Origin of the sequence: Risungbinella massiliensis, from assembly GCF_000942395.1 — a bacterium.
Lineage (GTDB): Bacteria > Bacillota > Bacilli > Thermoactinomycetales > Thermoactinomycetaceae > Risungbinella > Risungbinella massiliensis.
Genome location: NZ_LN812102.1, coordinates 275,642 through 300,793 on the forward strand (window position 1 = coordinate 275,642; position 25,152 = coordinate 300,793).

The window sequence follows — 25,152 nt, forward strand, 5'->3', positions numbered from 1 at the left end:
GAGACATCCAAAACTCTTCTTGTTAGGATAGTACACACTAAGGAGGAACAACAATGGAAGCATTTATAACTGGAATAATCTTAGCTTTTGGGCTTATTTTACCGTTAGGAGTACAGAATGTCTTTATCCTCAATCAAGGATTTCTTCATTCACGATTTGTCTCGGCATTACCAGCAATCTTAACTGCATGTCTGTGTGATACCATTTTAATCTTATTAGCTGTTTTGGGACTCTCTCTACTATTATTACATAACGTTTGGTTTGAACTAATCCTCACGATCGTTGGCGTTTGCTTTTTAGTTTTCATTGGATGGACAACTTGGCGGAGCAAGCCAGAAGATTTAGATTCAAAAGAACCTAAAAAGTTCACCGTCTCCAAGCAAATCATGTTTGCAGCCTCTGTCTCCTTACTCAATCCACATGCCATCTTAGATACGATTGCAGTAATAGGTACTACTTCTCTTCACTATCAGGAAGAAGAGCGTATTCTCTTTTCATCTGCTACCATACTTGTCTCTTGGATTTGGTTCTTTAGTCTTGCAATTGCAGGTCGCATCATGGGGAAATCCCCTAAAAAGAATACCTTTTTCCAAATGATTCAGAAGCTATCTGCGCTATTTATTTGGGGAACTGCTTTATATCTAAGTGTTACAATGGTAGAAAAATATATATAGAGAGGAGCATAATCGAGTTGAACGAATCTACTATCACAACTTATAGCTCTCGTTCTCAGGAATGGTGGAATGGATGGAGAGCAGGCTTCCCCATTGCAATTGGATATCTGCCTATTGCTTTTGCCTTTGGTCTTCTTGCTAAATCATCAGGTGTTCCAGCAATGTTAGCAGTATTACTATCACTTTTGGTCTTTGCAGGAGCTAGCCAATTTATTGCAATCAATCTCTTAGCGGTTGGCACAGCCATCGGAGAAATAATCCTTACTACCTTTATATTGAATTTGCGTCATTTCTTAATGACTACCTCCCTCTCCACTCGGCTCGAAGGAGATCTTTCTCGTTGGTGGCGGTCCCTTATCTCTTTTGGAGTAACGGATGAGAATTATTCTGTTGCCTCCTTAAGTCAGCATAATCCCCTCTCCAAATACTATCTGTTAGCGCTCCAATTGATCTCTTTTCTTGCTTGGAATATCGGGACTTGGATCGGACTCCTTTTTGGATCAGTCGTCAGCGAGAATGTTAGTAATAGTATGGGAATTGCCCTTTATGCCATGTTTATTGCCTTGCTTGTCCCAGCCATGCGAAACTCCCTACCGATTACCCTAGTAGCACTAGTAGCGATCGCAATACATAGCTTTCTAGTTTGGTTTCCAGTTACAGCTACTCTCTCTACAGGTTGGCGGATTGTCCTTTGTGCATTGGTAGCCTCTGCTTTAGGAGCCTTGTTTTTTCCACAAAAGGAGGAACACCATGATGAATCTTGAATTACTTTTACTTGTAATAGGGATGGCAATCGTTACCTACCTCCCACGTATGTTGCCATTAGTATTTTTGCATCAACTTTCCTATCCACCCTTTTTACAAAACATGCTACGCTATATGCCCTATGCCATCTTAGGAGCCCTTATCTTTCCAGGTATTCTCTCCTCTACAGGAGAAGAGAACATCTTCCCTGCTCTCCTAGCTGGAATTGGTTGTTGTCTTTTAGCGTGGTATCGAGTACCTACTATTTGGGTTGTGTTAGCTGGAATTTTGATTGTCTATATTCAAACACTCTAGCAAGTGATAATGAGAATGGGGAGTGAGAAAGGTTGTTGGAACCTGCAAACCTACAGATACGAATTGAGCCTTGGACAGATACCGATCTTGCCTTGCTACATCGTCTGAATGCACCAGAAATGATGAAGCACCTTGGAGGGCCGGAGAGCGAAGAACAGATCATCAAGCGTCACAATCGGTACAAGAATATGGGAGATACAGGTTGTATGTTTAGCATTATCCTACATCCAGGGCTCGAAGCGGTCGGCTCTGTGGGGTACTGGGAACGCCTTTGGCAGGAAAAAACCGTGTATGAAATTGGATGGGCTGTCCTGCCATCATTCCAAGGCAAGGGAATAGCAGGTAAGGCAGTAGCAGCAGCTATAGCCAATGCCAGTGACCAGCAGAAGCATAGGTACATACATGCGTTCCCATCGATCCACAACGCTGCATCAAACGCGATTTGTCGGAAACTGAACTTTTCTTTCATTGCCGAATGCCCATTCGAATATCCACTTGGAAGCATCATGCAATGTAACGATTGGTGTTTCGATCTTAAGTCGCTCCAACTTGAATAATGTCAATGTCATTCGGGAGGATGGAGAAATTCACGAAGGAAAAAGTACAAAGATAGGCAGGACTTGTGAGAGGGTAGAAACCCTCCCTTGTCCGACGCAGATTCATCTCCCACTTTCGCTACGCTTAGAAGTGGGAGTATTTTCCGCTATAATAGATAAAAATTGACTAGCATTTAACCTAGCAGAATTTTTCCCCTTAACCTGCTTCAACGTCGATACTATAAGAAAGCTAACAATCACTAATAAGAGCCATGAACTCACCTTTCCTAAATGAACGAGACTCCATGCATCGGTTTGGTTTGGATATTCCCAAGCTCCAAAGAACGTTGCGATATTTTCGGCTATCCATATAAAAAATCCGATGAGCACAAACGAAAATGCGAGTGGCATACGGTAACGAGATCCACCAACCTCATATGTGACCCATGATTGCCAAAATACGATTATGACAAGTCCAGATAACCACCAACGAACATCCATCCAATAATGGTGGGTGAAAAAATTCAAATAGATCGCAGCTGCAAGAGGTACTACTACCCAAAACGGAGGCCACTTAACCAGTTCAACCTTTAACCGCCTCCACGCTTGGCAAAGATAACTCGCAACACTCGCGTACATGAATCCGCTATACAAAGGCACTCCAAAAATTTTGGAACCTTCCTCTGGGTAAGACCAGGAGCCCATATGTACCTTGAAAAGTTCAAGAGCAAGACCAATAAGGTGGAACAATGTGATAACCTTAAGCTCATCCCGTGTTTCAAGCCCAGAACGCACCATCCACCACTGCATCAGAAGGCAGATGATGAGTAGCCAATCATAACGTGGTAGGAAGGGAAATGGCATGAATTGTGTAAAAGCCAAAGAGGCAAAAATAACAACAGGAAACAAACATGATAGGGCCTGTTCCCAACCAAAACGAACGAGTTGTTTTAGTGCTCTCATAATTTGTGCCTCCAATTTTGAATGGTTAAATTCATGAGTAACTCCCCTTTTATGACATAACGGACTACTTTATTAATCTTTGGTATCTTCATCACTTTGGTATTCTAAAATATCTCCGGGTTGACATTCTAACGCTTTACAAATCGCCTCTAAAGTTGAAAGCCTAATTGCTTTTGCCTTTCCATTTTTCAATATAGAAAGGTTAGCCATTGTTATTCCAACCCTCTCCGAAAGTTCTGTTACGCTCATTTTCCTTTTAGCCAGCATCACATCAATATTGATTATAATTGCCATGTTTTTCACCTCAGACCGTTAAGTCATTTTCTGATTTTATATCTATGGCATTTTTTAGTAGCTTTTGAAGAACAGCCGCAAAGACAGCAACCACCACGCAACCAAAAATAATGACCATTCCGATTAATATAATACCTGGGGCATCGTCTACCTCTGCCATGAGATATAAGAGTGGCATAAATACCACAAATAGGGCACTGATGGTGATAGCACAGTATTTGATATTCTTTAAAGAATATACAGATAATTCAGAAAACGCCTGTTTCTTGTCAATATAGCTTAAAAGTTTTAAAGTCTGGTACAATGCAACGAAAAATACTAACGCTGTTACATACAAGCCGATCAAAAACGGATATTGCAAAAAAGCTAACTTTGGATTTAATTCTGCAAAAAATTCAGCTATCCTAGGTAACAAAAATATACACAAAGCAAGAACAGGGAGTCCCATGAGAACAACAACGAACTTTAAAAAGAAGGTTTCTCGTTTCATAAAAAAGCACCTCACTTATTTATTGTCAATTTGAATTTAACACACGTTTTATCGTTTTACAATAAATAATTACTGATTATGATTACATTTTTATCGATATGTTAATATCTCTTTAATTTTAGACAAAGATAAAAAAGCATTCCTCATTACAAAGAAATGCTCTATAACTTAAATATTCATGGTTTTAATCAGTCCCACAACAAAATAATCTATAACTCCTATACTCGCTAAAATGAAAAAGCACTTTTATAGCTGGTTTATGTTATCTGTTACTCTAAAAATTCTCCAAAAGGTCTAGGACTCTCTACTAGCTTAGAAGATTAAAGATGACATCACCAACCCTGTGGAGTCTCCATCATGACTCAACCATCTCCCCACCATTTACATGTAAAATTTGACCTGACACATAGGCAGAATCATCCGAAGCTAAGTATACGTAAGCAGGCGCCAATTCAAATGGTTGCCCAGCTCGCTTCATCGGTGTTTCTGTACCAAAAGTCTTGACTCGTTCTTTAGAAAAAGTGGCTGGAATTAGTGGTGTCCAAATAGGTCCAGGCGCTACTCCATTTACTCGAATTCCTTTTTCTATCAAGGAAAGCGACAAAGAACGAGTAAAGGAGACGATCGCACCCTTTGTAGAGGAATAGTCGATTAGTTCTCTCTCTCCTCTATACGCAGCGACAGAGGTAGTGTTGATAATCGAACTTCCCTTTCGTAAGTAAGGTAGAACAGCTTTTGTCATGTAAAAAAAGGAGAGGATATTAGTCTGAAACGTATTTTGTAACTGCTTCGCTGTAATATCTAAGATGCTCTTTTGGGGAAATTGGACAGCATGATTATTCACCAGTGTATCAATCCGTCCAAACTTTTTGATAGCCTTTTTCACAACATAAATACATGAATCCTCTTTTCTCAAATCGGCTGCAATAATTTTACAACATCGCCCAAGCTCTTTTATTCTTTGTTTCGTCTCCCTAGCATCCCGATGTTCGTCCAAGTAGGCGATCACCACATCAGCACCTTCTTTTGCAAAAGCGATCGCAACAGCTCTCCCGATTCCACTATCTCCTCCTGTAACAATTGCTACTTTGTTTTTCAGCTTTTGACTCCCCATATATTTAGGGTTCTCTACAATAGGACGTGGTTCCATAAGATACTCAAAACCAGGTTGTCGATCTTGATGTTGTGGAGGAAACGAAATGGGAATATTATCGCATTGTACTTCCCAACCGATATATGGATATGTAGGGTACATAAATACTCCCCTCTCTGATCACTTAATGGCATTCTATTCCGTTTGTATACACAGGTGCCCATCGATCATTAGTAGGGATTGAATTAACGATAAATCTAAATCAGAGGGGGCTTCCTTTTCAATTTAATGACTCTAACAAAAACGTAGAAAAGCAGCCCAATAACTAGGATTGCTTTTCTACGTTTTTATGGATTTTATGATAGATTAATCTCTAAATTCCGCTGAATTATTCTCTTCCCTATAGTCAAAATATTCAAGCTGAATGTATGGCGAATCTCTAACGCTTAGTATCAGTTAAATGAACTATCAAATTAATCTAACGATGCTTCAACCTCTTCTAATTCCTCAGTAGTCTCCATCAGCTCTTCTCCAATGGTTCCCAATAGTTGTACATTATATATTTGATTTAATGGCAACAGAGCAACAGGATCTTTCTCCTTATCTAGAACAACTAGATTTCCATCTTGTAATGTAAATTGACTTAATCCAGACCACCAAAGCATATATTCCTCAAAATAGAGACCATCCTGATCTATCTCAACCAAGCCAAAAGAGACTCGTTCTCCTGCTTGAAGTTTGGACACTACCTCTTCCAAATAATAACTTGCTAACATCGCATCCAAAAGATTCCCTAATTCTTCCAAACTAGGCAACTGATCATCTCGTAATGTTATCTTTTCATCTGTTAAAAGTTCCACTCTAAACTCTGTGACTACCTTCTTTACTTTACTGGCACTTGCATTGGTAATCTGATAAAAATTCCAACTAACACCACGCATCTCAGAAAATAACATAATACGCTCGTTATTTCCATGCTGTATCGATAACGCATTTTCATAGAGATTTACTGCAATCCAACGATTCTGATAACGTTTTACTGCATAGTAATTTGCGTAAAGCCAACTTACAACCAAAATCGCTAGTACTACATAAGCTAAGATGGAAATCGATTTTCCTTGACTAATTGGTTCTTGAACACTTGTAACCAAGACAAACAAAACTGCCAAGTTAGCGGCTCCAAATATCGCTACTATTCTCCACCCCATACTCATAAGCGGAAACTGCTGAATCAACTTTCCTTGTTCCGTTTCAACCTCCACAGCATCTCTCATTTTTTATAACTCCTCTCTTCTTTTTCTACCATTTTGCGAAACAATGGATCAACCAATACCACAAATAGAAAACCGATCGCATAGATGATTAATATTGGTATCGTTACGATCAACCCCAGAGTTGGGTTCGACTGAAATGCAAAGCCACAAATGAAGAGAAAAAACACAGTAGCAGGGAATATGAGCTCAATTTTTTTACCGAAACGCTGTATCCAAAAACTAATCTTCCACAACAGCCCTATTCCTTTTTTGCGTGCTCCGATTGCTGCCGCAAAATGTTTTCGTAGCATTTCATCAGTAGGGTTTAGACGTACTGCCTCAAGTAAGGAAGGATATGCTTTTTCTGCATCTTGAACATACTGCATGGTAAAGATTCCTTTGGCATAATGTGTGTCATATGCTTCTGGGTCTAGTGATACTGCCTGTTCGATTGCTTGTTCTGCTTCTTTAATTCTTCCAAGTTTTGCAAGCGTCAAACCAAGTAACGTGTAACAGGAGGCATCAAGAGGAGCTTGTTCTAATGCCTTCTCTAGATGAAAGAGTGTTTGCTGGTAATCCTCTTTCTCTTCCCATAAAAAACTAGCATACCAGTAATGGGCTAAAAAGTTATCTGGTTCTAGCGTTAGAGCATATCGAAAAGATTGCTCTGCCTCTTTTCTACTAAACTCATTGGATAGTAGCAAGCCATAATATGCATAAGCATCCGCATTCTCCGGATCAAGGGTAAGTGCTTGTTGCATTGACTCTACAGCTTGTAACTGTTGTCCTTGTTGATGATAGGCTTGTGCCAACAACTGATATAGATCGCTTTCTTGCGGATAGTTCTGTAATTGCTCCATCGTGAGCTGGATGGCGAGCTCTGGACGACGAAGCTCCAAAGCCCGCTCAATGCGCTCTAGTTGTGGGAGCAAAGGCAGATCGTGAACACGTTCCATCTTGGAAAGCTCCTTTATTTCTTTAGATACTGAAGAATCTCATCATATACTCCAGACTCATTACTGTAAGTTGCATAATTTTTTGCGGTAGATAGCCACTCGGTTGTACTTGGCTTGATCTTTTTGAGTGCATCCAATAAATGCTTTGTCTGGATCAATACCTTCTTACCGGACTTCATCACTTCCTGCAATACTAAATCTGTTGCAGCATTACACACCCCACGGATATCTGCCCCAGAGAATTTTTCCATCTTTTTGGCCACTTTTACATAATCAATCGATTCCGTTGGTTTGTCCTTCAAGCAAATCTGGAGAATTTCTACACGAGCCTCTAGATCTGGTGGTGACACAAAGAGAACTCGATCAAATCTACCAGGACGACGTAACGCACTATCGACAAACCAAGGAGTATTCGTAGCACCCAGAACGAGAATATTTTTGTTCTGTGAATGCACCCCATCTAATTCGCTTAATAGTTGGTTGGTAAGAGAGCGTGAGTGAGAAGAAGTTGCCTTTTGTCGGCTTCCACCTAAAGCATCTAACTCATCGATAAAGATAATAGTAGGGCTATTGCGGCGTGCTGTCTCGAAAATGCTGTGTAGATTACGTTCGCTCTGCCCGATATACATGTCTAAAATGTCGTGAATATTAATACTAATAAAATTGGCATTGCATTCTCCTGCTGTTGCTCGGGCAATATGTGTCTTTCCACATCCTGGAGGTCCATATAGGAGTAGTCCACCGCCTACCTGCTTGCCATAAGAGCGAAAAAGGTCTGGATTTTGTAATGGATACAAAATTTGCATCCGAATATTCTCCTTCAATTCCTCCAAACCTCCGATACTTTCAAACGTAATCGTCGGCCGCTCCAAGAGATCATCATCTTCTGTATCTTCTTTTTTACGGAAATCAAGTACTTTGAGCTTTGGCTTCTCCTCTACCATAAAAGGTGCTAACTCACGCTGATACTCTTCATCGATCAACAAACGATCCAACTCTTGTGCTTTTTCGTAATAGCGAACAGCTTCCGTATACTCCCCTAAATGATAGTGAGATTTGGATAATAGAACATGCTGTGTAGCAGAAAGCGAGGATCCCTCTCCTTGTAGTAGTTCTTTGGCTTTATCAAATTGAGTCATCTGATAATAGACTTCTGCTAATTTTCCTTTGTTATCTAAATCAGTTGGGTCCTCTTGGAGAAGCTCCTCTAGATACTTCTTCGCTTCTTCCAATCTGCCTGCTTTTTGTAGAAGCGATGCAGCATATTGTTTTAATGGCTTGTTCTCTGGGCTTAGTTTTAATGCTTCTAAAATTGGTTGAATTTCGGCTTCATGATTCACAACATTTCTCCTCCTGTTGAAGAATTCTCTCTACTCTTTTTGATTCATTCCATGAACTAATCTTTGATTCTCATCAATTCCCTTTGAGGAACTGACCAAAAAGTTGTATACTACCCTGTAGGACTTTTATGTAGAAAGCAGGGAGTACGATGAATACAGAAAAACTTTATCGTGTTCTTCTATATTATAAATATGTAGACATTAAAAACCCAGAAGAAGTGACACAAGAACACAAAGAAGTATGTACAAAGATCGGTTTGAAAGGGAGAATTCACATCTCCAAAGAAGGAATTAACGGTACTTGTTCGGGTACGGTCGAGCAAACGGACCAGTACATTGAGTATATGCGAAATCATCCTTTGTTCCATGACATTTTCTTTAAAATCGATGAACATGATGGCCATGCTTTTAAAAAGCTACACGTACGCCATCGGCCTGAGATCGTAACTTGGAGACTAGGTAAAGAATTGAAGCCTCATGAAAAAACAGGTACCCATCTATCTCCCAAAGAATTTAATGAGCTACTCAAAAAAGAGGACGTTATCGTACTAGATGGACGCAATGATTATGAATATGACCTTGGTCATTTTCGTGGTGCCATTCGTCCAGAAGTCGAAACAACCAAGGATTTTCCAAAGTGGATCCAAGAGAACCTTGGACAGTATAAAGACAAAAAAATTATCACCTATTGTACAGGTGGAATCCGGTGCGAGATGTTGACTGCATATATGCTCGAAGAAGGTTTCCAAGACGTTTCGCAGCTAGATGGTGGAATTGTCACCTACGGAAAAGATCCAGAGGTAAAAGGAGAACTCTTCGATGGGAAATTGTATGTATTTGATGAGCGGATCTCTGTTCCAGTTAACCAAGTAGAAGAAGTGGTTGTTGGAAAGTGCTACCATTGTGGAACTCCTGCTGAAAAATATATTAACTGTAAATATGATATTTGCCATCATCAGCATATTGTTTGTCCCGAGTGCGACGAACAACATCATGGTTATTGTAAACCAGAATGCGAAGAAAAAGATCGAGAACTTCAAGCCAGCAAAAACAATAACTAAAGGAAAAATTCTAGCTTCAAACAAAAGTCCTAGATGCACAAACACATCTAGGACTTTTGTTACCATTCATAATTATGAAATGAGATTAGCACAAGTATTTTCTTAGAATTTATAAAATATAAAAACATAGAGCAAGCTTGACAACGAAGAAAGGAGTACACCACTCCATGGAACCCTTGTTTTCTAGGAAATTACCACCCAGCGTCAATCGAATCATCGCCAAATTTCCCGAAGAGGTGCAAGAATACTTTTGGGAGATGATTAGTGCAGAACGATCTCTACTCACCATCTCCAACTACGCCTATGATTTCTCTCTTTTCTTTGAATTCCTTGAAAAGAGAGGGCAAGGATTAGAGCAAGCCAATGCCAGGACGATCAAACAATTTTTCCGTATGCTAGAAAATGGATACGAACGAACCGTACACGTTCCAATCCGACACATAAACGAACAAACAGGCGAAATTCGAGAAGAATGGATCGAGCGCAAACACTTTCGAGAAAATAGTAGAAGTGGGAAACAGCGCAAACAGGCATCCTTACGTTCGTTATTTCGATTTCTCGTGAAAGCTCGTATTCTAGACAAAGACCCAATGGAAGAATATGAGGATGTCAGCCTAAAAGCCCGTAATCGAAAAAAGGTCCCTGTTTTCTTAACCAAAGAAGAAGCTACCCGACTCATTCAGACCGTCGCCCAAGCCACACGTGACACCAATAGAAGCCGCTGGCTCAAAGTACGAGACTTGGCTATCCTGTTACTGTTACTCAACACAGGCATGCGTGTCTCTGAATGTGTGGGGCTGAATCAAAACAGTCTTCAGACCGACGGAGAGATCTATCGCCTTATCGTACTTGGTAAAGGCGGAAAAGAACGTATGCTGAAACTAAATCAGACTGCGACCAATGCTCTATTAGCATATCTTGAGGTGAAACCAGATACAGAGTTAGATGCTTTATTTCTAAATAAAAACAGAGGGCGCATCAGTCGCAAAGCTATCTCCGAAATCGTGCACAAGTATGTTCGAGCTGCCAATTTACCACCAAAAGCTGCTAAAATCTCTCCGCACAAACTGCGTCACACCCTTGCCACCTTACTGCTCAGCAACGGGGAGAATATCCGTGTAGTACAGGAAATCTTAGGACACTCTAGCATCCAGACTACTCAGATTTATACACATGTTATCAATACAGAAAAAGATGAAGCATTGGATCGCTTAGATTTTTCCTTATAATGCTTGTTGCTCTACCAGTTATTGAACCCACAAAGGATTTCAATAATTGGCATTGTATAACAAGCTTTTCTTTTGTTCTCAGAAAATAACGAAGATCATATTGCTAATTTAGTATATATTCTGTTTATAATAAGGTATATTCTGTTTATATAACATAAAAAAAGCGGAGGAATCCAAATGAAATACAAAACATTTGTCTACAAGGTAAAAGGATTACTAGCAGTAAACCTAGAGCTAGTATGGGAAGTAGATAGCGCTGTTACCATGCATAAAGGAAATGCCTTTCGCAAAAATGGTGTTCTTCAAGGATACATTAACAACATTGATTATGAAATAGATGATACCGGAACAGAACCGATCTTCTTGATCAAGTATTATCTCAACTAGAAAGATCGAGATAGTACTTGATCGGTTCTATATCAATAAACCACGAGAAGTTCGTGTTCATAATGAAAATATTATTTAAACTCATCTTTAGCCATTATTCCTCATCCATTCCGAGAGTGGGATGATTCCGCCACTCGGATTCGATTTCCCCGGCAACTTCGCAATAAACTCCAATGAATTACCATCTGGATCTTGAAAATAAATAGAAGCACTAGGCATCCAGCAATGCACAGAAGGTTCATTTGTCGTTTCGCGAAAATGATTCTGAAACTGTACTCCCTTCTCGCTATACTTCTCAATTATTTTGGGCAAATCTTCGAAATCAACTTGGAATGCAAAATGACGTACCGAAATCGGTGACACATCTGTTTCCCAAACTCCCAACATGTGCTCCCCAGGTTCTCCAATCCAATAAAATCGAACGCCACGCGAACTTGCAAGTGCTACTTCTAGCTCTAACACCTGTTCATAAAAGGCTGTTGCCTTCTCCAAACAGTTGGTTTCAATATGAGTTTCGAATAAGGATATTTTCATTCATTTGACTCCGATCTGCATGTCATAAATGATAGCTATTATCACTAAAATTCATTTGATTTTTTCCCCTTTCTTACCCCTTCCAATCATTTTGGGAAGATTACTTTTATTCACATATATAACGAACTTACGTTTGTTCTTTTTCTTTTCATCCTGTATACTATTGCTAGATATAGACTTGGTCGGTATTAGAGAAAAAGGGAGATGAGAACATGAACAAACTCTCACAAAGGCAGCAATTAATCTTAGATTACATAAAAAAAGAAGTCCAAGCCAAAGGCTATCCACCCTCTGTTAGAGAGATTGGCGAAGCAGTTGGTTTAGCTTCTAGCTCCACCGTACATGGACATCTATCTCGTTTGGAAAAAAAGGGATATATTCGTCGGGACCCTACGAAACCAAGAGCAATTGAACTACTATTCAAAGAATCTGGCATCGAAGAGAACAAGGGACAACATCCCCAAGACACGATGATGGTTCCAATCTTAGGAAAAGTAACCGCAGGTGAACCAATTACTGCAATCGAAAACATCGAGGAATATTATCCACTTCCGAAGCGTATGGTAGGAAATCATGATACGGTTTTTCTTCTCGCAATCCAAGGGGAAAGTATGATCAACGCTGGTATAATGAATGGTGATTATGTTGTGGTACGCAAACAAAACAATGCAGATAATGGTGACATTGTCGTTGCCATGACTCACGAAGGAGAAGCTACTGTAAAACGCTTTTACAAAGAAAAAGATCATATCCGCTTACAACCTGAAAATGATCAAATGACTCCCATTCGTCTACCCCAAGTAACCGTATTAGGCAAAGTAGTCAGCCTAATTCGTGAAATTGTCTAGTTGACCGATTTTATATCTAGAATTTATAGATGTAGGAGTTTTATATGGCTAGAAAAAAAGCGCTCGTATTAGGTGCCACTGGTCTCATTGGGAAACATTTAGTGGAGTTCCTCCTCTACAATCCCATCTATGACACTGTACGAGTATTGACCCGCAAACCGTTAGAACTAGATCATCCTCAGCTAGAACAACACATTATTTCTTTTGATCAGCTCGCAGATCATGCTGATTACTTCCAAGTGGATGAAGTTTTTTGCTGTCTAGGAACTACCATGAAGAAAGCACAATCCAAACAAAATTTTCGGAAGGTAGACTACCACTATCCTCTGGAAGCTGCCAAAATCGCAAAGCAACAGGAGTGCACGCAATTTGTAGTTGTCACTTCAATGGGTGCAAATCCCAAAAGCTTCTTTTTCTATAGCAAAGTAAAAGGTGAGCTAGAGCAAGCCCTGCAACAGCTCTCCTTTCCCATGCTCCATATCTTCCGTCCCTCCCTACTGTTAGGTGAACGTGAAGAGTTCCGAATGGGAGAGCAATCGGCTGAGTTCCTGAGTAGGTTTACCTCTTTCCTATTACAAGGAATGCTTCGAAAATACCATCCGATTGAAGCAAAAGTAGTTGCAGAAGCAATGTCTAAAATTGCAAGTTTCAATATAAAAGGAACCTATATCTACTCCTCTGATGAAATTGAACGGATTGTAGAAGAAAACTATAAACCCACTGAAAAACCTGCTATCAAGTGATAGCAGGTTTTTGGTTGTACTTTTTTGTTGAAATAAAACTCACTATTAATACTCTAACACTACAAATTCATTATTTTGCATGCCTACCTTATATAATCTATCAAAACCCTCTCCATAACTAGGTGGCTCTAACTTCTTTAGTGTACTCTTAATGCCAACTAGCGGAATATTGGCTTTGCCCATTCTTTTGCTATTTCGTTCCACTGACCCATGAAAATCAGGCTCAAAATAGTAACCGATCACTTGAAACTCATGTTCTCTCGATAGATCAATATATTTCTTGCGATCCTCTATTGTCACATTGGTATTGTCTATTACGACGGCTTGTTTGGCAGTTAGACAAGCATGAAACAAAAGCTTTTCACGGTGTCTAGTCTTTAGCATATCTAGATTAATCCGTATATGAGTTTGAAAAAACTGTTTTTGATAGAAGGTCGACTTACCTGATGCTTGAATTCCTACAAAAATGACTGTCTCTATTGGTTTCACCTACTCTGAAAAACTTCGATTTACAAACCGGTCAATGTACTCTCTCTTTTTAGAGAAAATGGGAGTTTCGTGATCTACTATCCATTTTTTACGAACTACTTCATTTTTTATGTACTCCTGTTTTACAATACAAACTCCTCTTTTTTTCCAGATAGGTAGGTCATTCCAATTCAATTGCTTTTCTAGCATCAGTTTATCTTGTAGCTGTTTTCCATTTAATCCTGCCAAATCTCGATGAGTGAACTGGCTTTGCGCTAACATCGAGATACTATTTTTCGTTGCATCCAACTGTCGCCATAGAAAGTAATTGGTAACCTCATCTTGTGGTAATACCCAAGCACGACAATCGAACGTGGCAAGAAGTTGATCTGGAATCTGCTGTCTCATTAGTTCATTAAACTTAGCAGTAGCTAACGAGGTTGCAACTGATACAATCTTCTGCAAATTATTTTGAAACCATGCCTCTGTTGTCAGCTTATCATCATTGGTTAATAAGATGGATATTTCATCACTCTGATGATAAACCAACTTACAGCCCATGATCTCTTTGGCAAGGAACTTACCCGTTTCCCAGAATACTTGAGCTAACCTCTGATCAAAAGGTTTATCTAACCTTTTTGTATAAGTATGAAAATGACAACCATCGATCCTTATGATCACTGGCAATCTTCTGGGAAGATGGGTTCGGAAAGCATTTTCATACGTTTTCATCCGATCTCCAAAACGATCACTTTTTTTCATTGTGGATCCCCTTTTCGCCATCCCATTATAAAAATCAAATATTCTTATAGAATATTATTCTCTTACAAACATTGTTTGTCTAGGTTAGGTAATTCTAAACTAAAGAACCTCCTTTTCAATTAAATAGTCTAGTTATGTTTGGCTATAATGAAGGAGAGAGTCAATTCATGTGAGTATTGAACCACTTACCTAAGGAGTGTAATCGTGAGTTTACCATACACGATTGACATCGAAGCACCAATTGAGATCGCATTTCATTGTGTAAATGATATAGAAAAGATAAAGATTTGGATGCCAGAATTAGTCCGTACTGATTATATAGGAGATTATGATAAAGAAAATCCAGTAGGAACAAAATTCACCCAAAAATTAAAAGAAGGGGGACGAGTAGTGGGCTATGCGGGAGAAATCCTAGCATACGATAAACCGCGCTTATTAGGGATTAGGATTGGCAACACTATGTTTCAAGTGGAGGTATATTACCGATTTGAGCCTATCACGACAGGAACAAGACTTTGTTACGAATGTAACCTCTTCTATCAAAATTGGTTAGCTCAAACCATCGGTAAACTATTTGAATGGCTTAACCGAAGAATTCTTACAAAACAGTTGAACGCTTTGAAGCAATTAGCTGAAAAGGAAAGTAAGTCTATTATATAAAGCACTATTTTTTTACATAACAAGAAATTGCTATCTATTCAAATGAAATGACATTCGATAAGATATAGTAGACTTCATTCGTTTTTTTGACAAAATTATAGGAGGGATAAAATGAGTGAAGCAGTAAAATCTGAAAAAGGCCAAAACAAGATTTTAGGATTTTTACAAACATTAGGTCGTTCCTTAATGTTACCGATTGCGGTATTACCTGCAGCGGGTATTTTACTTCGTGTTGGGGATCTATTATCTAATAAAAGTTATTTTGATCCTAGTAGTGTCTGGTATATTTTAGGGCAAATTTTCGCAAAAGGTGCCGGTGCTATTTTTGATAATCTAGATCTCTTATTTGCCGTAGGGGTGGCCCTTGGACTAACAGCGAATGCAGGAGCTGCAGGGCTTGCAGCAGTAGTAGGTTTGTTAGTTCTAAAAAATATTTTAACTTTATCTGAAACATTAGCAGTTACTGGAGAACCACTAGAATTAAACACAGGTGTACTTGGTGGAATCGTCATTGGTGCTGTTGCTGCCGCTCTGTATAAAAAATACCACGATATTAAATTGCCTGATTGGTTACAGTTCTTTGGAGGCAAACGTTTCGTCCCTTTGATCACTTCTTTGGTAACCGTTTTCATCGGAGTTATCTTCTTATTTATTTGGGGATTTGTCCAAGAGGCAATTCAAGCTGGTGGGAATTGGATCGTCGCACAAGGTGGTATTGGTTACTTCATTTATGGAGTAGCAAACCGTCTCTTAATTCCATTCGGATTACATCACATCATTAATACGTTTGTGTGGTTCAACCTAGGTGAGTTTATTACTGAAACTGGTAGTGTTGTCACTGGAGATATCACTCGTTTCTTAAATGGTGACCCAACAGCTGGGGTTTTCCAAACCGGTTTCTTCCCAATCCTCATGTTTGGTCTGCCTGCTGCATGTCTTGCAATGATTCACGAAGCGAAGCCAGAAAACCGCAAAGCAATTAGTGGAGTATTGATCAGTGCGGCTCTGACAGCATTCTTGACTGGGATCACCGAGCCTATTGAGTTCTCCTTTATGTTCCTGGCACCAGTCTTATACTTAATTCATGCTGTCTTGACTGGAATCTCCATGGCTTTAGTAAATGCGTTAGGAATCCACCATGGATTCGCCTTTTCGGCTGGATTCATCGACTTTGCGCTAAATGCTCCATTAGCACAGAAGCTTCCATTACTTATTGGAATTGGTCTTGCCTTTGCGGTCATTTATTACTTCCTGTTCCGTTTCTTCATCCGAATCATGAACCTAAAAACACCAGGACGTGAAGATACCGTAGAAACAGAAGGAGAAAAAGAAGAGACAAAAGAAACCAAAATAACGGATTCCGCTGAGAGCCATCCGCAACAAGTGCTTGATGCAGTTGGTGGGAAAGAAAACATTGTAACGTTAGATGCTTGTACGACTAGGTTGCGTTTGACCGTCAAAGATGGCTCAAAAGTGAATGAGAAAAAGTTAAAAGATCTTGGTGCATTTGGTGTCATTAAGATAGGAGAAGGAAACTACCAAGCGGTCTTTGGAGCAAAGGCAGAACTTCTAAAAGATCAAATGTCCAAACTTCTCTAAGTAGATATTTAATAAAACAAAACCAGCGTCTTTAACCAGAAACGGTAGACGCTGGTTTTTCTTTAGAGTAGATCTAAAACTCCATACAAAGATAACTTAATGTCCCCAAGTCATAATCACGGTATATCACTTCAGGGGTGTCTTTTCTTCCACTTCCCATTGCGATAAATAGAGGCACAAAATGTTCAGCTCTTGGAACTGCTGTTGTAGCATGTGGAGCGAACTTTTGATATTGGAAGAGAGCTTCCTGGTTCTTGTTTTGAATCTGCTCCATTAACCAATCATCAAATTCCACTGCCCATGGTTCAGGTGTTTTTTGTCCCCAATGAATCATTCGCAAGTTATGAACGGTAACTCCACTTCCGATGACTAAAATGTCATCTTCTCCTAGCCCTTGAAGAACTTCCCCAATTTGAAACTGCTCTTTAGGAGATAAAAAAGGATTTACGGAGAGCTGAATAACAGGGATCTCCCCATCAGGATACATATGCTTCAATAGTGTCCATGATCCGTGATCCAATCCTCTCGTAAAATCTTGTTTTATAGCGATTCCGTATTGCTCAAATTTCTGCTGAAGCTTTGAGGCTATGGAACTAGAACCTTTGGCTGGATATTGCACCTGATATAACTCTTCAGGAAATCCATAAAAATCGTATATCGTTTCGTAGACCTCATCAGAAGAGCTAATAGTTAAGATCTCACTTTCCCAATGGGCTGTAAAAATAACAATCGCTTTTGGTTGTATTCTCTTCCCTAACTGACTCAAAAACTCCGTGTATTCATTATCTTCGATCGCAGTCATAGGTGATCCATGAGCCAAAAACAAAGAGGGAACCATCTCTACTCCTCCAAATGAATATATTTTCTAAAACCATAAATTTATTATACAAAAAGTTAGCTACTAACTGTTAGTTAGTATTTTATTTCTACTCTCTATTTCTTCACTCTAGGTATATCACCCGAATAAGATAGACGAATACCATATGGAAGGGTGACCAGGGCTTGTACCAGAATCCCTATAAAGCTTGGAAGCGACAAACCTCACCACCAGCCAGAAATCAATATTCTGTTATAGACCAAAAAGTAGGCGATGTAACAGGAGATCACGTACCAGATATTGTTTCCTTAATCGGAACATCCAGTCCCTCTGGCCCATTCATACAAAACGTGACAATTATCGTTCAAGATGGAAGAACACGGCAATCATACCCGATACATCTTCCAACCAACTCAGGTTATGGGCCCACTCTATTTCTAGGTGACTTTACAGGAGATCGAGTGAACGATATTCTCGTTCGAATGGATTCGGGAGGGTCAGGTGGATTCACCTATGATTATATTTTTTCGTTTGTCAATCACCAGACTAAAATGCTATTTAATTATGAACAGTTTAATAAAGAAACTTCCTATGAGGTAGATTATCTCGATCACTATCGAGTAAGGGTTCGTAATATAACCAAAAACCAATCGTTAGTATTAGATATCACTTGGAAAGGACCTGAATATTTATCTGAGATATACAACCAAAATGGAACACTCAAAGCACCGATCAAGGGATGGGTGAATGCGTTAGGTGGTCTCTATCCAGTAGATTATAATCGGGATGGTATAAATGAGCTGTTAGCTTATCAGCGAGTCGTCGGAAGGTATAACGCAGATGGTCTAGGCGACTTACTTACCGTTTTGAATTGGAATAAGTCGCAATTTGTTCCCGCTAGACAAGAAATCGCAGTGCCTTTTGGGAGTTAGAATATCAAAAGTAGGTCACATCCTTTGCGATAAGACCTACTTTTGTCCTTTTTGATCATCCATTACTAAGTTCTTCGAATAAAAAACGATAAAATAAACGCAATCACCGTCAGCCATGTAGCTACCATAAATGCATCATTAATCCCCATCACAGCCCCTGCATTAATTGCAATTGGTAACTGCGTCTTGTCTGTAGGAAGTATATGGTGTTCCATCAATATTTCCTGGAGATGTTGGTTTCCTCTATTTGTCATGATCGATACAAAAAAAGCCATCCCAACGGCTCCTGCGATCATCCGTAAGGTATTTACCATGGCAGTCCCATATTTATTTTGACTTAGGTCCAGTTCGTTTAACCCTGCAGTAAAAATCGGCATCATCACTAACGATATTCCAAACATCCGAAAGGTGAACACTGCTAATACATAGTTAAACGATGTATCTACCTCTAATCGAGTAAGCCCAAATGTTGTAAGAATGACGATCGCCAATCCAATCACTGCTAACCACTTTGCTCCATACTTATCAAATAATTTCCCCGTAATAGGTGACATGATTCCCATGACAATCCCACCTGGTAACAACAATAATCCTGACTGCAATGGAGAAAAACCATGAATATTTTGCATGTATATCGGTATTAAAATCATTCCAGAAAACATGGCCATAGTCACAATGACGTTGATGATCGTAGTCAATGTAAAAATGGGATAGCGAAAGATCCGAAACTCCAGAATGGGATGTTTTACGACCAATTGGCGCCAAACAAAAAGGAAAAGACTAATTCCTCCGATGATAAACATGCTAACAACTTCCTTACTCCCCCACCCTGAAGTTCCTGCTGTAGTAAAACCATAGAGTAACCCTCCAAATCCAATGGTAGACAATATAACACCTAACACATCTAATTTAGGGCGGCTCGTTTCGGTAACATTTTTGACTAGAAAAATAGCAATCAAAAAATCTAGGAAAGCGATCGGGAAAATAATTAAGAATAACACTCTCCAAGAATAATGCTGAATAATCCAACCTGCTAATGTTGGTCCGACAGCTGGGGCAAAATTCATCGCTACACCAAAGATCCCCATAGCAAAACCACGTCGTTCTGGTGGAAATAATGTAAAAATGACATTTGTAATAACAGGAAACAAGATCCCAGCACCAATCGCTTGAATTACACGACCAACTAAAATGATAGAGAATTCAGGTGCAATACCACAAATTAGAGTCCCGATCGCAAAAAAGCCCATGGAAGTAAGGTATAACGATTTAGTCGGGAATCGCTCCATTAAAAAGGCAGTGATCGGAATAACGATTCCATTTACTAACATAAAGATAGTGGTTAACCAGTTTGCTGTTGTCGCAGTAATGTGAAAATAGTTCATCATTTGCGGCAAGGCAACATTGATCAGTGTTTGATTTAAAAATGCGACCATTGCCCCCGCAATCATGACAATAAACATAGAACGTGTACGAACCGGAAGGTTGAATGTGGTCTGAGTACTCATGAAACTATACCTCCCGAAATAACTATTGACTCTATATATACAGCTACTAGTATGAGACTCTATGCAGAATTTAATCGACCTATCTATATTGTTGCTTAGATTAAGACAAAAAAACCAGGTCTTATCAAGGAGCATAAGACCTAATCTTTATAGATTTACCTAATCAAAACCTACTGTCCTCTCACTTCCGATACGATCTCAAAGGACCGCAAACGTGCGTGATGATCATAGATCTGAGCATTCACGATGATTTCATCCGCTCGTGTTCTATCTAAGAACAACTGTAGTTTTTCTTTTACACGATCATGATCTCCAATAATCGAAGCACCTAACTGACGGTCAATCAGAGCCTTTTCATATTCACTCCATAACTCCTCCATGTTTTCAACAGGAGGTTGCAACTTCGCAGGCTTATTGCGGATTAAGTTCAAAAATTGTTGCTCCATCGAAGTTGCTAACCATTGAGCTTCCTTCTCACTATCTGCTGCAATAACATTTACCCCTACCATTGCATATGGTTGTTCGAGTACGTTAGATGGACGGAAATGTCGTCGATACACATCTAAGGCTATCATCGTATTTTCAGGAGAAAAATGGCTAGCAAAAGAAAAAGGTAATCCCAATTGTCCAGCTAGACGTGCACTAAAGTCACTTGACCCTAATAACCAAATCGGAACATTTAGCCCCTCACCTGGGATTGCCCTCACACGATTGCCGATAGAAGACAATGTGGGATCAAAGTAACTACGTAGTTCCTCCAGCAATTCAGGAAAATCCTGTCCATTACTTCTTACGTCCCGTCGCAAGGCACGTATGGTCAGTCGATCAGTCCCAGGGGCTCGACCAAGACCCAAATCAATACGCCCAGGAAATAGAGATTCGAGAGTTCCGAACTGTTCCGCTATGATCAGTGGTGCATGATTGGGAAGCATGATTCCACCAGACCCCACGCGAATTCTAGAAGTACCTGCTGCCACATGACCTATTACAACAGAAGTTGCAGAGCTAGCGATTCCTGGCATATTATGATGTTCAGCTAACCAATACCGGTTATAACCCCACTTTTCTGCATGCTGGGCTAGATCCAGCGTATTTTGCAAAGAATCGCTTACTGTTCCACCTTCCACAATAGGAGAAAGGTCTAATACTGAAAATGGAATATCTCGTATTTGTTTTGTTGTATTATGTTCCATCATACCTTCACCTTCTTTTCTTAAATGAATACTGAATCATTTGTTTTATCATTTAGACATGGTTTCGTCTCCTTATATTTTCTAAAAGAAGACCCCTCCATGCTTCCCGACTGAAACGGATATATGTATGGATCAATTCATCTATATATCGATAAATACCGATATTAGATTTAAGAAAAAGGACTGAGATGCTACCCAATACCGAATACCGATCTCAGTCTATAATTCGTGTTTTATACTATCTACTATTTGACGAATTGCTTCTTCATTTCTCTTGTAATGGGTCCATTGTCCTACTCGGGTCGCTGTTACTAGCCCTACTCTCTGCAACATCGCAAGGTATTGGGAGACAGTCGACTGAGATAGCCCAGCTTTTTTTTGGATATGGCCCACACATACCCCTATCTTTTGGTAATCACCACTTTCTTGGGATGAGAAATGAACTTCAGGCTCTTTTAACCATTGCAGAATTTGCAATCTCGTACGATTCGATAGTGCTTTAAAAATCTCCACATGATCCATAGCTACATTATATCGTTTTTTTTCGATATGTCTATTAATCAAAAAGTAAGTTTGTCAAGACCGCTATTCTCATAACCAAAAAAGGGAAGGCATTTCCTAACGTTAATAGAAATATATAAATAAAGAATAAATTGGAGGGTTATTATCCATGAATGAGCTGAATTCTTTATTTCGCAAACGAATCGGTATTTCAGAAAGCGAAAATATTACATTTGAAATATTGGAGAACGTTCTCGAAAAAACAGCAAAAAACATTCCTTTTGAAAATTTATGCATTATTGAAAAGAAAACCAGAGATATTACGAAAGAGAACTTAATTGATAAAATCCTAGTAAGAAAAGAAGGTGGTCTTTGCTATGAGTTAAATTCCCTTTTCTATCTCTTCTTGATCGAAAATGGTTTTAAAGCAGTCTTAGCACGTGGAATTGTTTACAATCAAGCTACTCAAGAGTTCCCAACATTCGGAAGAACTCATGTGACGATTATTCTTATGCCACAAGAGGAACAAACATATTTAATAGATACAGGATTTGGTGGAAATTTACCATTAAAACCTGTTCCTTTAAGTGGGGAAACCGTAATGTCTCCCAACGGAGAATTCCGGATCAAACAAGTGGATATTCCGCAAGGAAACTACATTCTTGAAATGAAATTGAAACACAAAGATACAGATTGGAAAATAGGGTATGCATTCGATTCGAAAACAACTATAACTGACGTATCGGAATTTAATGAGACCCAAACCATTATCGTTGAACACCCAGATTCTCCATTTAACAAAACTCCTTTAATCACAAGACTTACCAATGAAGGAAATGTAACATTAACGGATACCTCCGTCACGCAATGGATAAATGGAGTAGTTATAAAAGAGAAAATTGACACTGTAAAATTCAAAGAGTTGTTGAAACATCATTTCGAGATAGTGTGATAGATAAAAGATCCGAATTTATACTACTAAAAATATCCCTAACATTGTTAATAGGGTTATATGGTGAAATTATTTTGAAAAACGCTTCCTCCCCTTCATACTTGATTGGGGAGAATAGCTATTTTTCGTTTTCTCATTCAACAGAGTTTGATTACTAGCGAAATTGGGCTCCTAGCTCTCTCGCACGCTCCGCTGCACGCAACACTGCGGAAGCAACCCCCTGCTGAAAATCATATGACTCTAGTACTTCCAGACCAGCCTGAGTGGTACCACTGGGGCTTGTAATCTTTTTTCTCAGAACTTCAGGCTCTTCGTGGGAATTTGACAGCATTTGGGCAGCACCGAGCAGCGTCTGTACAGTGAGCTGACGAGCCATTTCTCGAGAGAGTCCTGCTTTTGCTCCGGCTTCTTCCATTGCTTCTACCATATAATAGATATAAGCGGGACCGCTACCAGATAAACCAGTAACCACATCAAGCTCCGCTTCTGGTACGACAAACACCCTGCCGATTGACTCAAATAAGCCCATCGCCAACTGTAAATGATCATCATTAGCGAAACGGCCTTTGGCAATACCTGTTGCAGATAAACCAATGGCGGAAGAAGTGTTTGGCATGGTACGAATAATCGGATAGTCGATTTGTAGCCATTTCCGTATTAGTTCAGTGGACACACCAGCAATTACCGAGATAACCAACTGATCGGGACGAACCATTCCACGCATACCATGGCAAGCTTCCATGACATCTTTTGGTTTCATAGCGAGAATCAGAATATCTACGTTATCGATCACTTCTTGCAAATCTCGCGTAGAACGAATTCCAAAACGACTGCCAAGTTCTCTTAACCGTTCATCGTCTGAGCGATTGGTCACATATATATTTTGTGGCAAAAGCAGATTTTGCTTGGTAATTCCTCTCAGCATTGCTTCTGCAATGGATCCTGCTCCAAGGAAGCCAATGCGAAGCACCATTTTTTCTAGGTTTGTTTCCATCTGCATCTGAATTCCTCCTTCTTACTCAAAATCAACGAACCTGTCCATTTCCTGTAACTACATATTTCGAAGAGGTTAGAGCAACCAATCCCATCGGTCCTCTGGCATGCAACTTTTGAGTACTTATGCCAATTTCTGCTCCAAAACCAAATTCTCCGCCGTCCGTAAAACGTGTTGAGCTGTTATGATAGACAGCTGCTGCATCGACTTCATTTAAAAAGCGTTGGGCAACCTGATCATCATGTGTAATGATCGCTTCGGAGTGACCTGTCCCATATTGGTTAATATGCCGCATCGCCTCATCTGGCCCATTTACCGTGCGGACAGCCAAAATAAGATCAAGGTACTCTGTATGCCAATCGTCTTCGCTGGCTTGTTGGAAGGATGTTGTAAGTTCTGGATGATTTCGAGCAGTTTTGGTACAGACACGTAGTTGAACGCCCGCTTGTAACAACCGATTCAATAAAGACTTTTGATATTCAACTGGCCACTCTTCATCAATTAATAACGTTTCCGCAGCATTACAAACCGCTGGTCGGCTAGTCTTGGCATTGATTACGATCGCTTCCGCCATAGAATAGTCCCCATTTTTCTCTACAAAGATGTGGCAGTTACCTACTCCAGTTTCCAGTACCGGCACGGTAGAAGTACGAACAACACGCTTGATCAGTTCCGCTCCCCCACGAGGAATAATCACATCAATCAACCCATTTAAGGTACAGAGTGTATCTACAGCTTCTCGATCTGCCACTGTTAGGTATTGTACTGCTTGTTCCGCAAGTCCAACCGATTTTAGAGCTTGTTGAATACTTTTTGTCAAAGCTGTGTTGGAATGCAGAGCAGAACGGCTACCACGAAGGACAATCCCATTTCCTGTTTTTAAGGCAATTGCAGCTGCATCGACTGTGACATTAGGCCTTGCCTCATATATCATTCCAATCACACCGATAGGCACACGCGTTTGCGCTATCTTTAAACCATTAGGCTGCGTCCAGCTCGTTACCACATCACCAACTGGATCTGGAAGAGAGGCAATATTTCTTACACTATTGATGAGTTCAATGATTCTTACTGGAGAAAGCAACAGCCGATCTAGATAGCTATCCGGCATACCTGCTTGCTTCGCTAACTCCATATCCCTTTGATTCTCATCCAAGAGAATAGATTCGTCTTGCATCAGCTGATCGGCGATTGCCAACAATGCGTTATCTTTACTTTCTCTGGACAAACTGGCCCACTTCTTCGCTGCAGACTTTGCTTCGCTTGCTTGTTCTCTAACTTGATTACGGACCGTTTCTACACTCAT

29 protein-coding genes are annotated in these 25,152 nt (G+C 39.8%); 13 read left to right on the forward strand and 16 right to left on the reverse strand.

From position 1 onward, the window contains the following. Positions 1 to 53 precede the first annotated feature (53 nt). Genes VJ09_RS01795 through VJ09_RS01810 form a run of 4 tightly spaced genes read left to right on the forward strand, consistent with a single transcriptional unit; the run spans position 54 to position 2,290 of the window. Positions 54 to 674: a LysE/ArgO family amino acid transporter gene (locus tag VJ09_RS01795; protein ID WP_044639994.1), complete on the forward strand. Its 621-nt coding sequence runs from the start codon at positions 54 to 56 to the stop codon at positions 672 to 674. Between the two features lie 17 nt (positions 675 to 691). Then, positions 692 to 1,438, forward strand: coding sequence for an AzlC family ABC transporter permease (locus VJ09_RS01800; protein ID WP_230199073.1), 747 nt, complete (start codon positions 692 to 694; stop codon positions 1,436 to 1,438). Beyond that, positions 1,425 to 1,733 (forward strand): AzlD domain-containing protein, encoded by a 309-nt coding sequence (locus tag VJ09_RS01805; RefSeq protein WP_230199074.1) that lies wholly within the window; start codon positions 1,425 to 1,427, stop codon positions 1,731 to 1,733. Before VJ09_RS01800 ends, VJ09_RS01805 begins: the two co-directional genes overlap by 14 nt. 32 nt (positions 1,734 to 1,765) lie before the next feature. Further along, positions 1,766 to 2,290: a GNAT family N-acetyltransferase gene (locus tag VJ09_RS01810; protein WP_044639995.1), complete on the forward strand. Its 525-nt coding sequence runs from the start codon at positions 1,766 to 1,768 to the stop codon at positions 2,288 to 2,290. 102 nt (positions 2,291 to 2,392) lie between these two features. On the opposite strand, the gene VJ09_RS01815 is transcribed toward VJ09_RS01810, so the two are convergent. From VJ09_RS01815 to VJ09_RS01845, 7 genes are all read right to left on the reverse strand, one after another. Then, positions 2,393 to 3,232 carry a DUF817 domain-containing protein gene (locus tag VJ09_RS01815; protein WP_044639996.1) on the reverse strand — a complete coding sequence of 280 codons (840 nt, stop codon included), beginning with the start codon at positions 3,230 to 3,232 and terminating at the stop codon, positions 2,393 to 2,395. Between the two features lie 72 nt (positions 3,233 to 3,304). Next, on the reverse strand, positions 3,305 to 3,526 hold the full coding sequence (locus VJ09_RS01820) for a helix-turn-helix domain-containing protein (protein WP_044639997.1): 222 nt from the start codon (positions 3,524 to 3,526) through the stop codon (positions 3,305 to 3,307). Between the two features lie 10 nt (positions 3,527 to 3,536). Further along, complete coding sequence (locus VJ09_RS01825) at positions 3,537 to 4,016, reverse strand: DUF2975 domain-containing protein (RefSeq protein WP_044639998.1); 480 nt, start codon at positions 4,014 to 4,016, stop codon at positions 3,537 to 3,539. Positions 4,017 to 4,371: 355 nt separating this feature from the next. Continuing rightward, positions 4,372 to 5,271, reverse strand: a complete 900-nt coding sequence (locus tag VJ09_RS01830) for an SDR family oxidoreductase (protein ID WP_044639999.1) — start codon at positions 5,269 to 5,271, stop codon at positions 4,372 to 4,374. Between the two features lie 311 nt (positions 5,272 to 5,582). Continuing rightward, positions 5,583 to 6,383, reverse strand: a complete 801-nt coding sequence (locus VJ09_RS01835; RefSeq protein ID WP_044640000.1) for a DUF6585 family protein — start codon at positions 6,381 to 6,383, stop codon at positions 5,583 to 5,585. Continuing rightward, positions 6,380 to 7,318, reverse strand: a complete 939-nt coding sequence (locus tag VJ09_RS01840) for a tetratricopeptide repeat protein (RefSeq protein WP_044640001.1) — start codon at positions 7,316 to 7,318, stop codon at positions 6,380 to 6,382. The genes VJ09_RS01835 and VJ09_RS01840 overlap by 4 nt, the downstream gene beginning before the upstream one ends. Before the next feature lie 14 nt (positions 7,319 to 7,332). Further along, entirely contained in the window at positions 7,333 to 8,658 is a 1,326-nt protein-coding gene (locus VJ09_RS01845) for an ATP-binding protein (RefSeq protein ID WP_044640002.1), read from the reverse strand. A gap of 149 nt (positions 8,659 to 8,807) precedes the next feature. Here VJ09_RS01845 and trhO point away from each other — a divergent pair, with 149 nt between their 5' ends. The 3 genes from trhO (at position 8,808) to VJ09_RS01860 (ending at position 11,335) form a co-directional block, all read left to right on the forward strand. Further along, on the forward strand, positions 8,808 to 9,719 hold the full coding sequence (trhO, locus tag VJ09_RS01850; protein WP_044640003.1) for an oxygen-dependent tRNA uridine(34) hydroxylase TrhO: 912 nt from the start codon (positions 8,808 to 8,810) through the stop codon (positions 9,717 to 9,719). A 167-nt stretch (positions 9,720 to 9,886) separates the two neighbouring features. Next, a complete protein-coding gene (locus tag VJ09_RS01855; protein ID WP_044640004.1) occupies positions 9,887 to 10,948 on the forward strand; it encodes a tyrosine-type recombinase/integrase in 1,062 nt (353 codons plus the stop codon). 177 nt (positions 10,949 to 11,125) lie between these two features. Continuing rightward, on the forward strand, positions 11,126 to 11,335 hold the full coding sequence (locus tag VJ09_RS01860) for a hypothetical protein (protein WP_044640005.1): 210 nt from the start codon (positions 11,126 to 11,128) through the stop codon (positions 11,333 to 11,335). An 87-nt stretch (positions 11,336 to 11,422) separates the two neighbouring features. Here VJ09_RS01860 and VJ09_RS01865 read toward each other — a convergent pair whose 3' ends face one another. After that, a complete protein-coding gene (locus VJ09_RS01865; RefSeq protein WP_044640006.1) occupies positions 11,423 to 11,869 on the reverse strand; it encodes a VOC family protein in 447 nt (148 codons plus the stop codon). A gap of 212 nt (positions 11,870 to 12,081) precedes the next feature. On the opposite strand from VJ09_RS01865, the gene lexA reads away from it, so the two are divergent. Both lexA and VJ09_RS01875 read left to right on the forward strand, forming a co-directional pair. After that, positions 12,082 to 12,717 carry a transcriptional repressor LexA gene (lexA, locus tag VJ09_RS01870; protein WP_044640007.1) on the forward strand — a complete coding sequence of 212 codons (636 nt, stop codon included), beginning with the start codon at positions 12,082 to 12,084 and terminating at the stop codon, positions 12,715 to 12,717. 44 nt (positions 12,718 to 12,761) lie between these two features. Further along, on the forward strand, positions 12,762 to 13,460 hold the full coding sequence (locus VJ09_RS01875) for an oxidoreductase (RefSeq protein ID WP_044640008.1): 699 nt from the start codon (positions 12,762 to 12,764) through the stop codon (positions 13,458 to 13,460). 45 nt (positions 13,461 to 13,505) lie between these two features. Here VJ09_RS01875 and VJ09_RS01880 read toward each other — a convergent pair whose 3' ends face one another. Both VJ09_RS01880 and VJ09_RS01885 read right to left on the reverse strand, forming a co-directional pair. Next, entirely contained in the window at positions 13,506 to 13,940 is a 435-nt protein-coding gene (locus VJ09_RS01880) for an ATP-binding protein (RefSeq protein ID WP_044641515.1), read from the reverse strand. Positions 13,941 to 13,949: 9 nt separating this feature from the next. Next, positions 13,950 to 14,690 carry a tRNA(His) guanylyltransferase Thg1 family protein gene (locus tag VJ09_RS01885; RefSeq protein WP_044640009.1) on the reverse strand — a complete coding sequence of 247 codons (741 nt, stop codon included), beginning with the start codon at positions 14,688 to 14,690 and terminating at the stop codon, positions 13,950 to 13,952. Positions 14,691 to 14,894: 204 nt separating this feature from the next. Between VJ09_RS01885 and VJ09_RS01890 the strand changes: the two genes are divergently transcribed. Continuing rightward, complete coding sequence (locus tag VJ09_RS01890; protein WP_052807167.1) at positions 14,895 to 15,350, forward strand: SRPBCC family protein; 456 nt, start codon at positions 14,895 to 14,897, stop codon at positions 15,348 to 15,350. Positions 15,351 to 15,500: 150 nt separating this feature from the next. After that, positions 15,501 to 16,949, forward strand: coding sequence for an N-acetylglucosamine-specific PTS transporter subunit IIBC (gene nagE / locus VJ09_RS01895; RefSeq protein ID WP_044641517.1), 1,449 nt, complete (start codon positions 15,501 to 15,503; stop codon positions 16,947 to 16,949). Positions 16,950 to 17,022: 73 nt separating this feature from the next. On the opposite strand, the gene VJ09_RS01900 is transcribed toward nagE, so the two are convergent. Further along, a complete protein-coding gene (locus VJ09_RS01900; protein WP_044640010.1) occupies positions 17,023 to 17,787 on the reverse strand; it encodes a DODA-type extradiol aromatic ring-opening family dioxygenase in 765 nt (254 codons plus the stop codon). A 164-nt stretch (positions 17,788 to 17,951) separates the two neighbouring features. Between VJ09_RS01900 and VJ09_RS01905 the strand changes: the two genes are divergently transcribed. Then, positions 17,952 to 18,698 carry a hypothetical protein gene (locus VJ09_RS01905; RefSeq protein WP_044640011.1) on the forward strand — a complete coding sequence of 249 codons (747 nt, stop codon included), beginning with the start codon at positions 17,952 to 17,954 and terminating at the stop codon, positions 18,696 to 18,698. A gap of 65 nt (positions 18,699 to 18,763) precedes the next feature. Here VJ09_RS01905 and VJ09_RS01910 read toward each other — a convergent pair whose 3' ends face one another. The 3 genes from VJ09_RS01910 to VJ09_RS01920 all read right to left on the reverse strand — a co-directional run bounded on the left by VJ09_RS01910 (position 18,764) and on the right by VJ09_RS01920 (position 21,921). Further along, positions 18,764 to 20,206, reverse strand: a complete 1,443-nt coding sequence (locus tag VJ09_RS01910) for a DHA2 family efflux MFS transporter permease subunit (RefSeq protein WP_044640012.1) — start codon at positions 20,204 to 20,206, stop codon at positions 18,764 to 18,766. A 170-nt stretch (positions 20,207 to 20,376) separates the two neighbouring features. Then, positions 20,377 to 21,402, reverse strand: coding sequence for an LLM class flavin-dependent oxidoreductase (locus VJ09_RS01915; RefSeq protein ID WP_044640013.1), 1,026 nt, complete (start codon positions 21,400 to 21,402; stop codon positions 20,377 to 20,379). 216 nt (positions 21,403 to 21,618) lie between these two features. Then, positions 21,619 to 21,921 carry an ArsR/SmtB family transcription factor gene (locus tag VJ09_RS01920; protein WP_044641518.1) on the reverse strand — a complete coding sequence of 101 codons (303 nt, stop codon included), beginning with the start codon at positions 21,919 to 21,921 and terminating at the stop codon, positions 21,619 to 21,621. 148 nt (positions 21,922 to 22,069) lie between these two features. Between VJ09_RS01920 and VJ09_RS01925 the strand changes: the two genes are divergently transcribed. Then, entirely contained in the window at positions 22,070 to 22,852 is a 783-nt protein-coding gene (locus tag VJ09_RS01925) for an arylamine N-acetyltransferase family protein (protein WP_044640014.1), read from the forward strand. Positions 22,853 to 23,006: 154 nt separating this feature from the next. Here the strand turns inward: VJ09_RS01925 and proC are convergent, their stop codons facing one another. Next, entirely contained in the window at positions 23,007 to 23,852 is an 846-nt protein-coding gene (proC, locus tag VJ09_RS01930) for a pyrroline-5-carboxylate reductase (protein WP_230199075.1), read from the reverse strand. A gap of 25 nt (positions 23,853 to 23,877) precedes the next feature. After that, complete coding sequence (locus tag VJ09_RS01935; protein WP_044640015.1) at positions 23,878 to 25,152, reverse strand: glutamate-5-semialdehyde dehydrogenase; 1,275 nt, start codon at positions 25,150 to 25,152, stop codon at positions 23,878 to 23,880.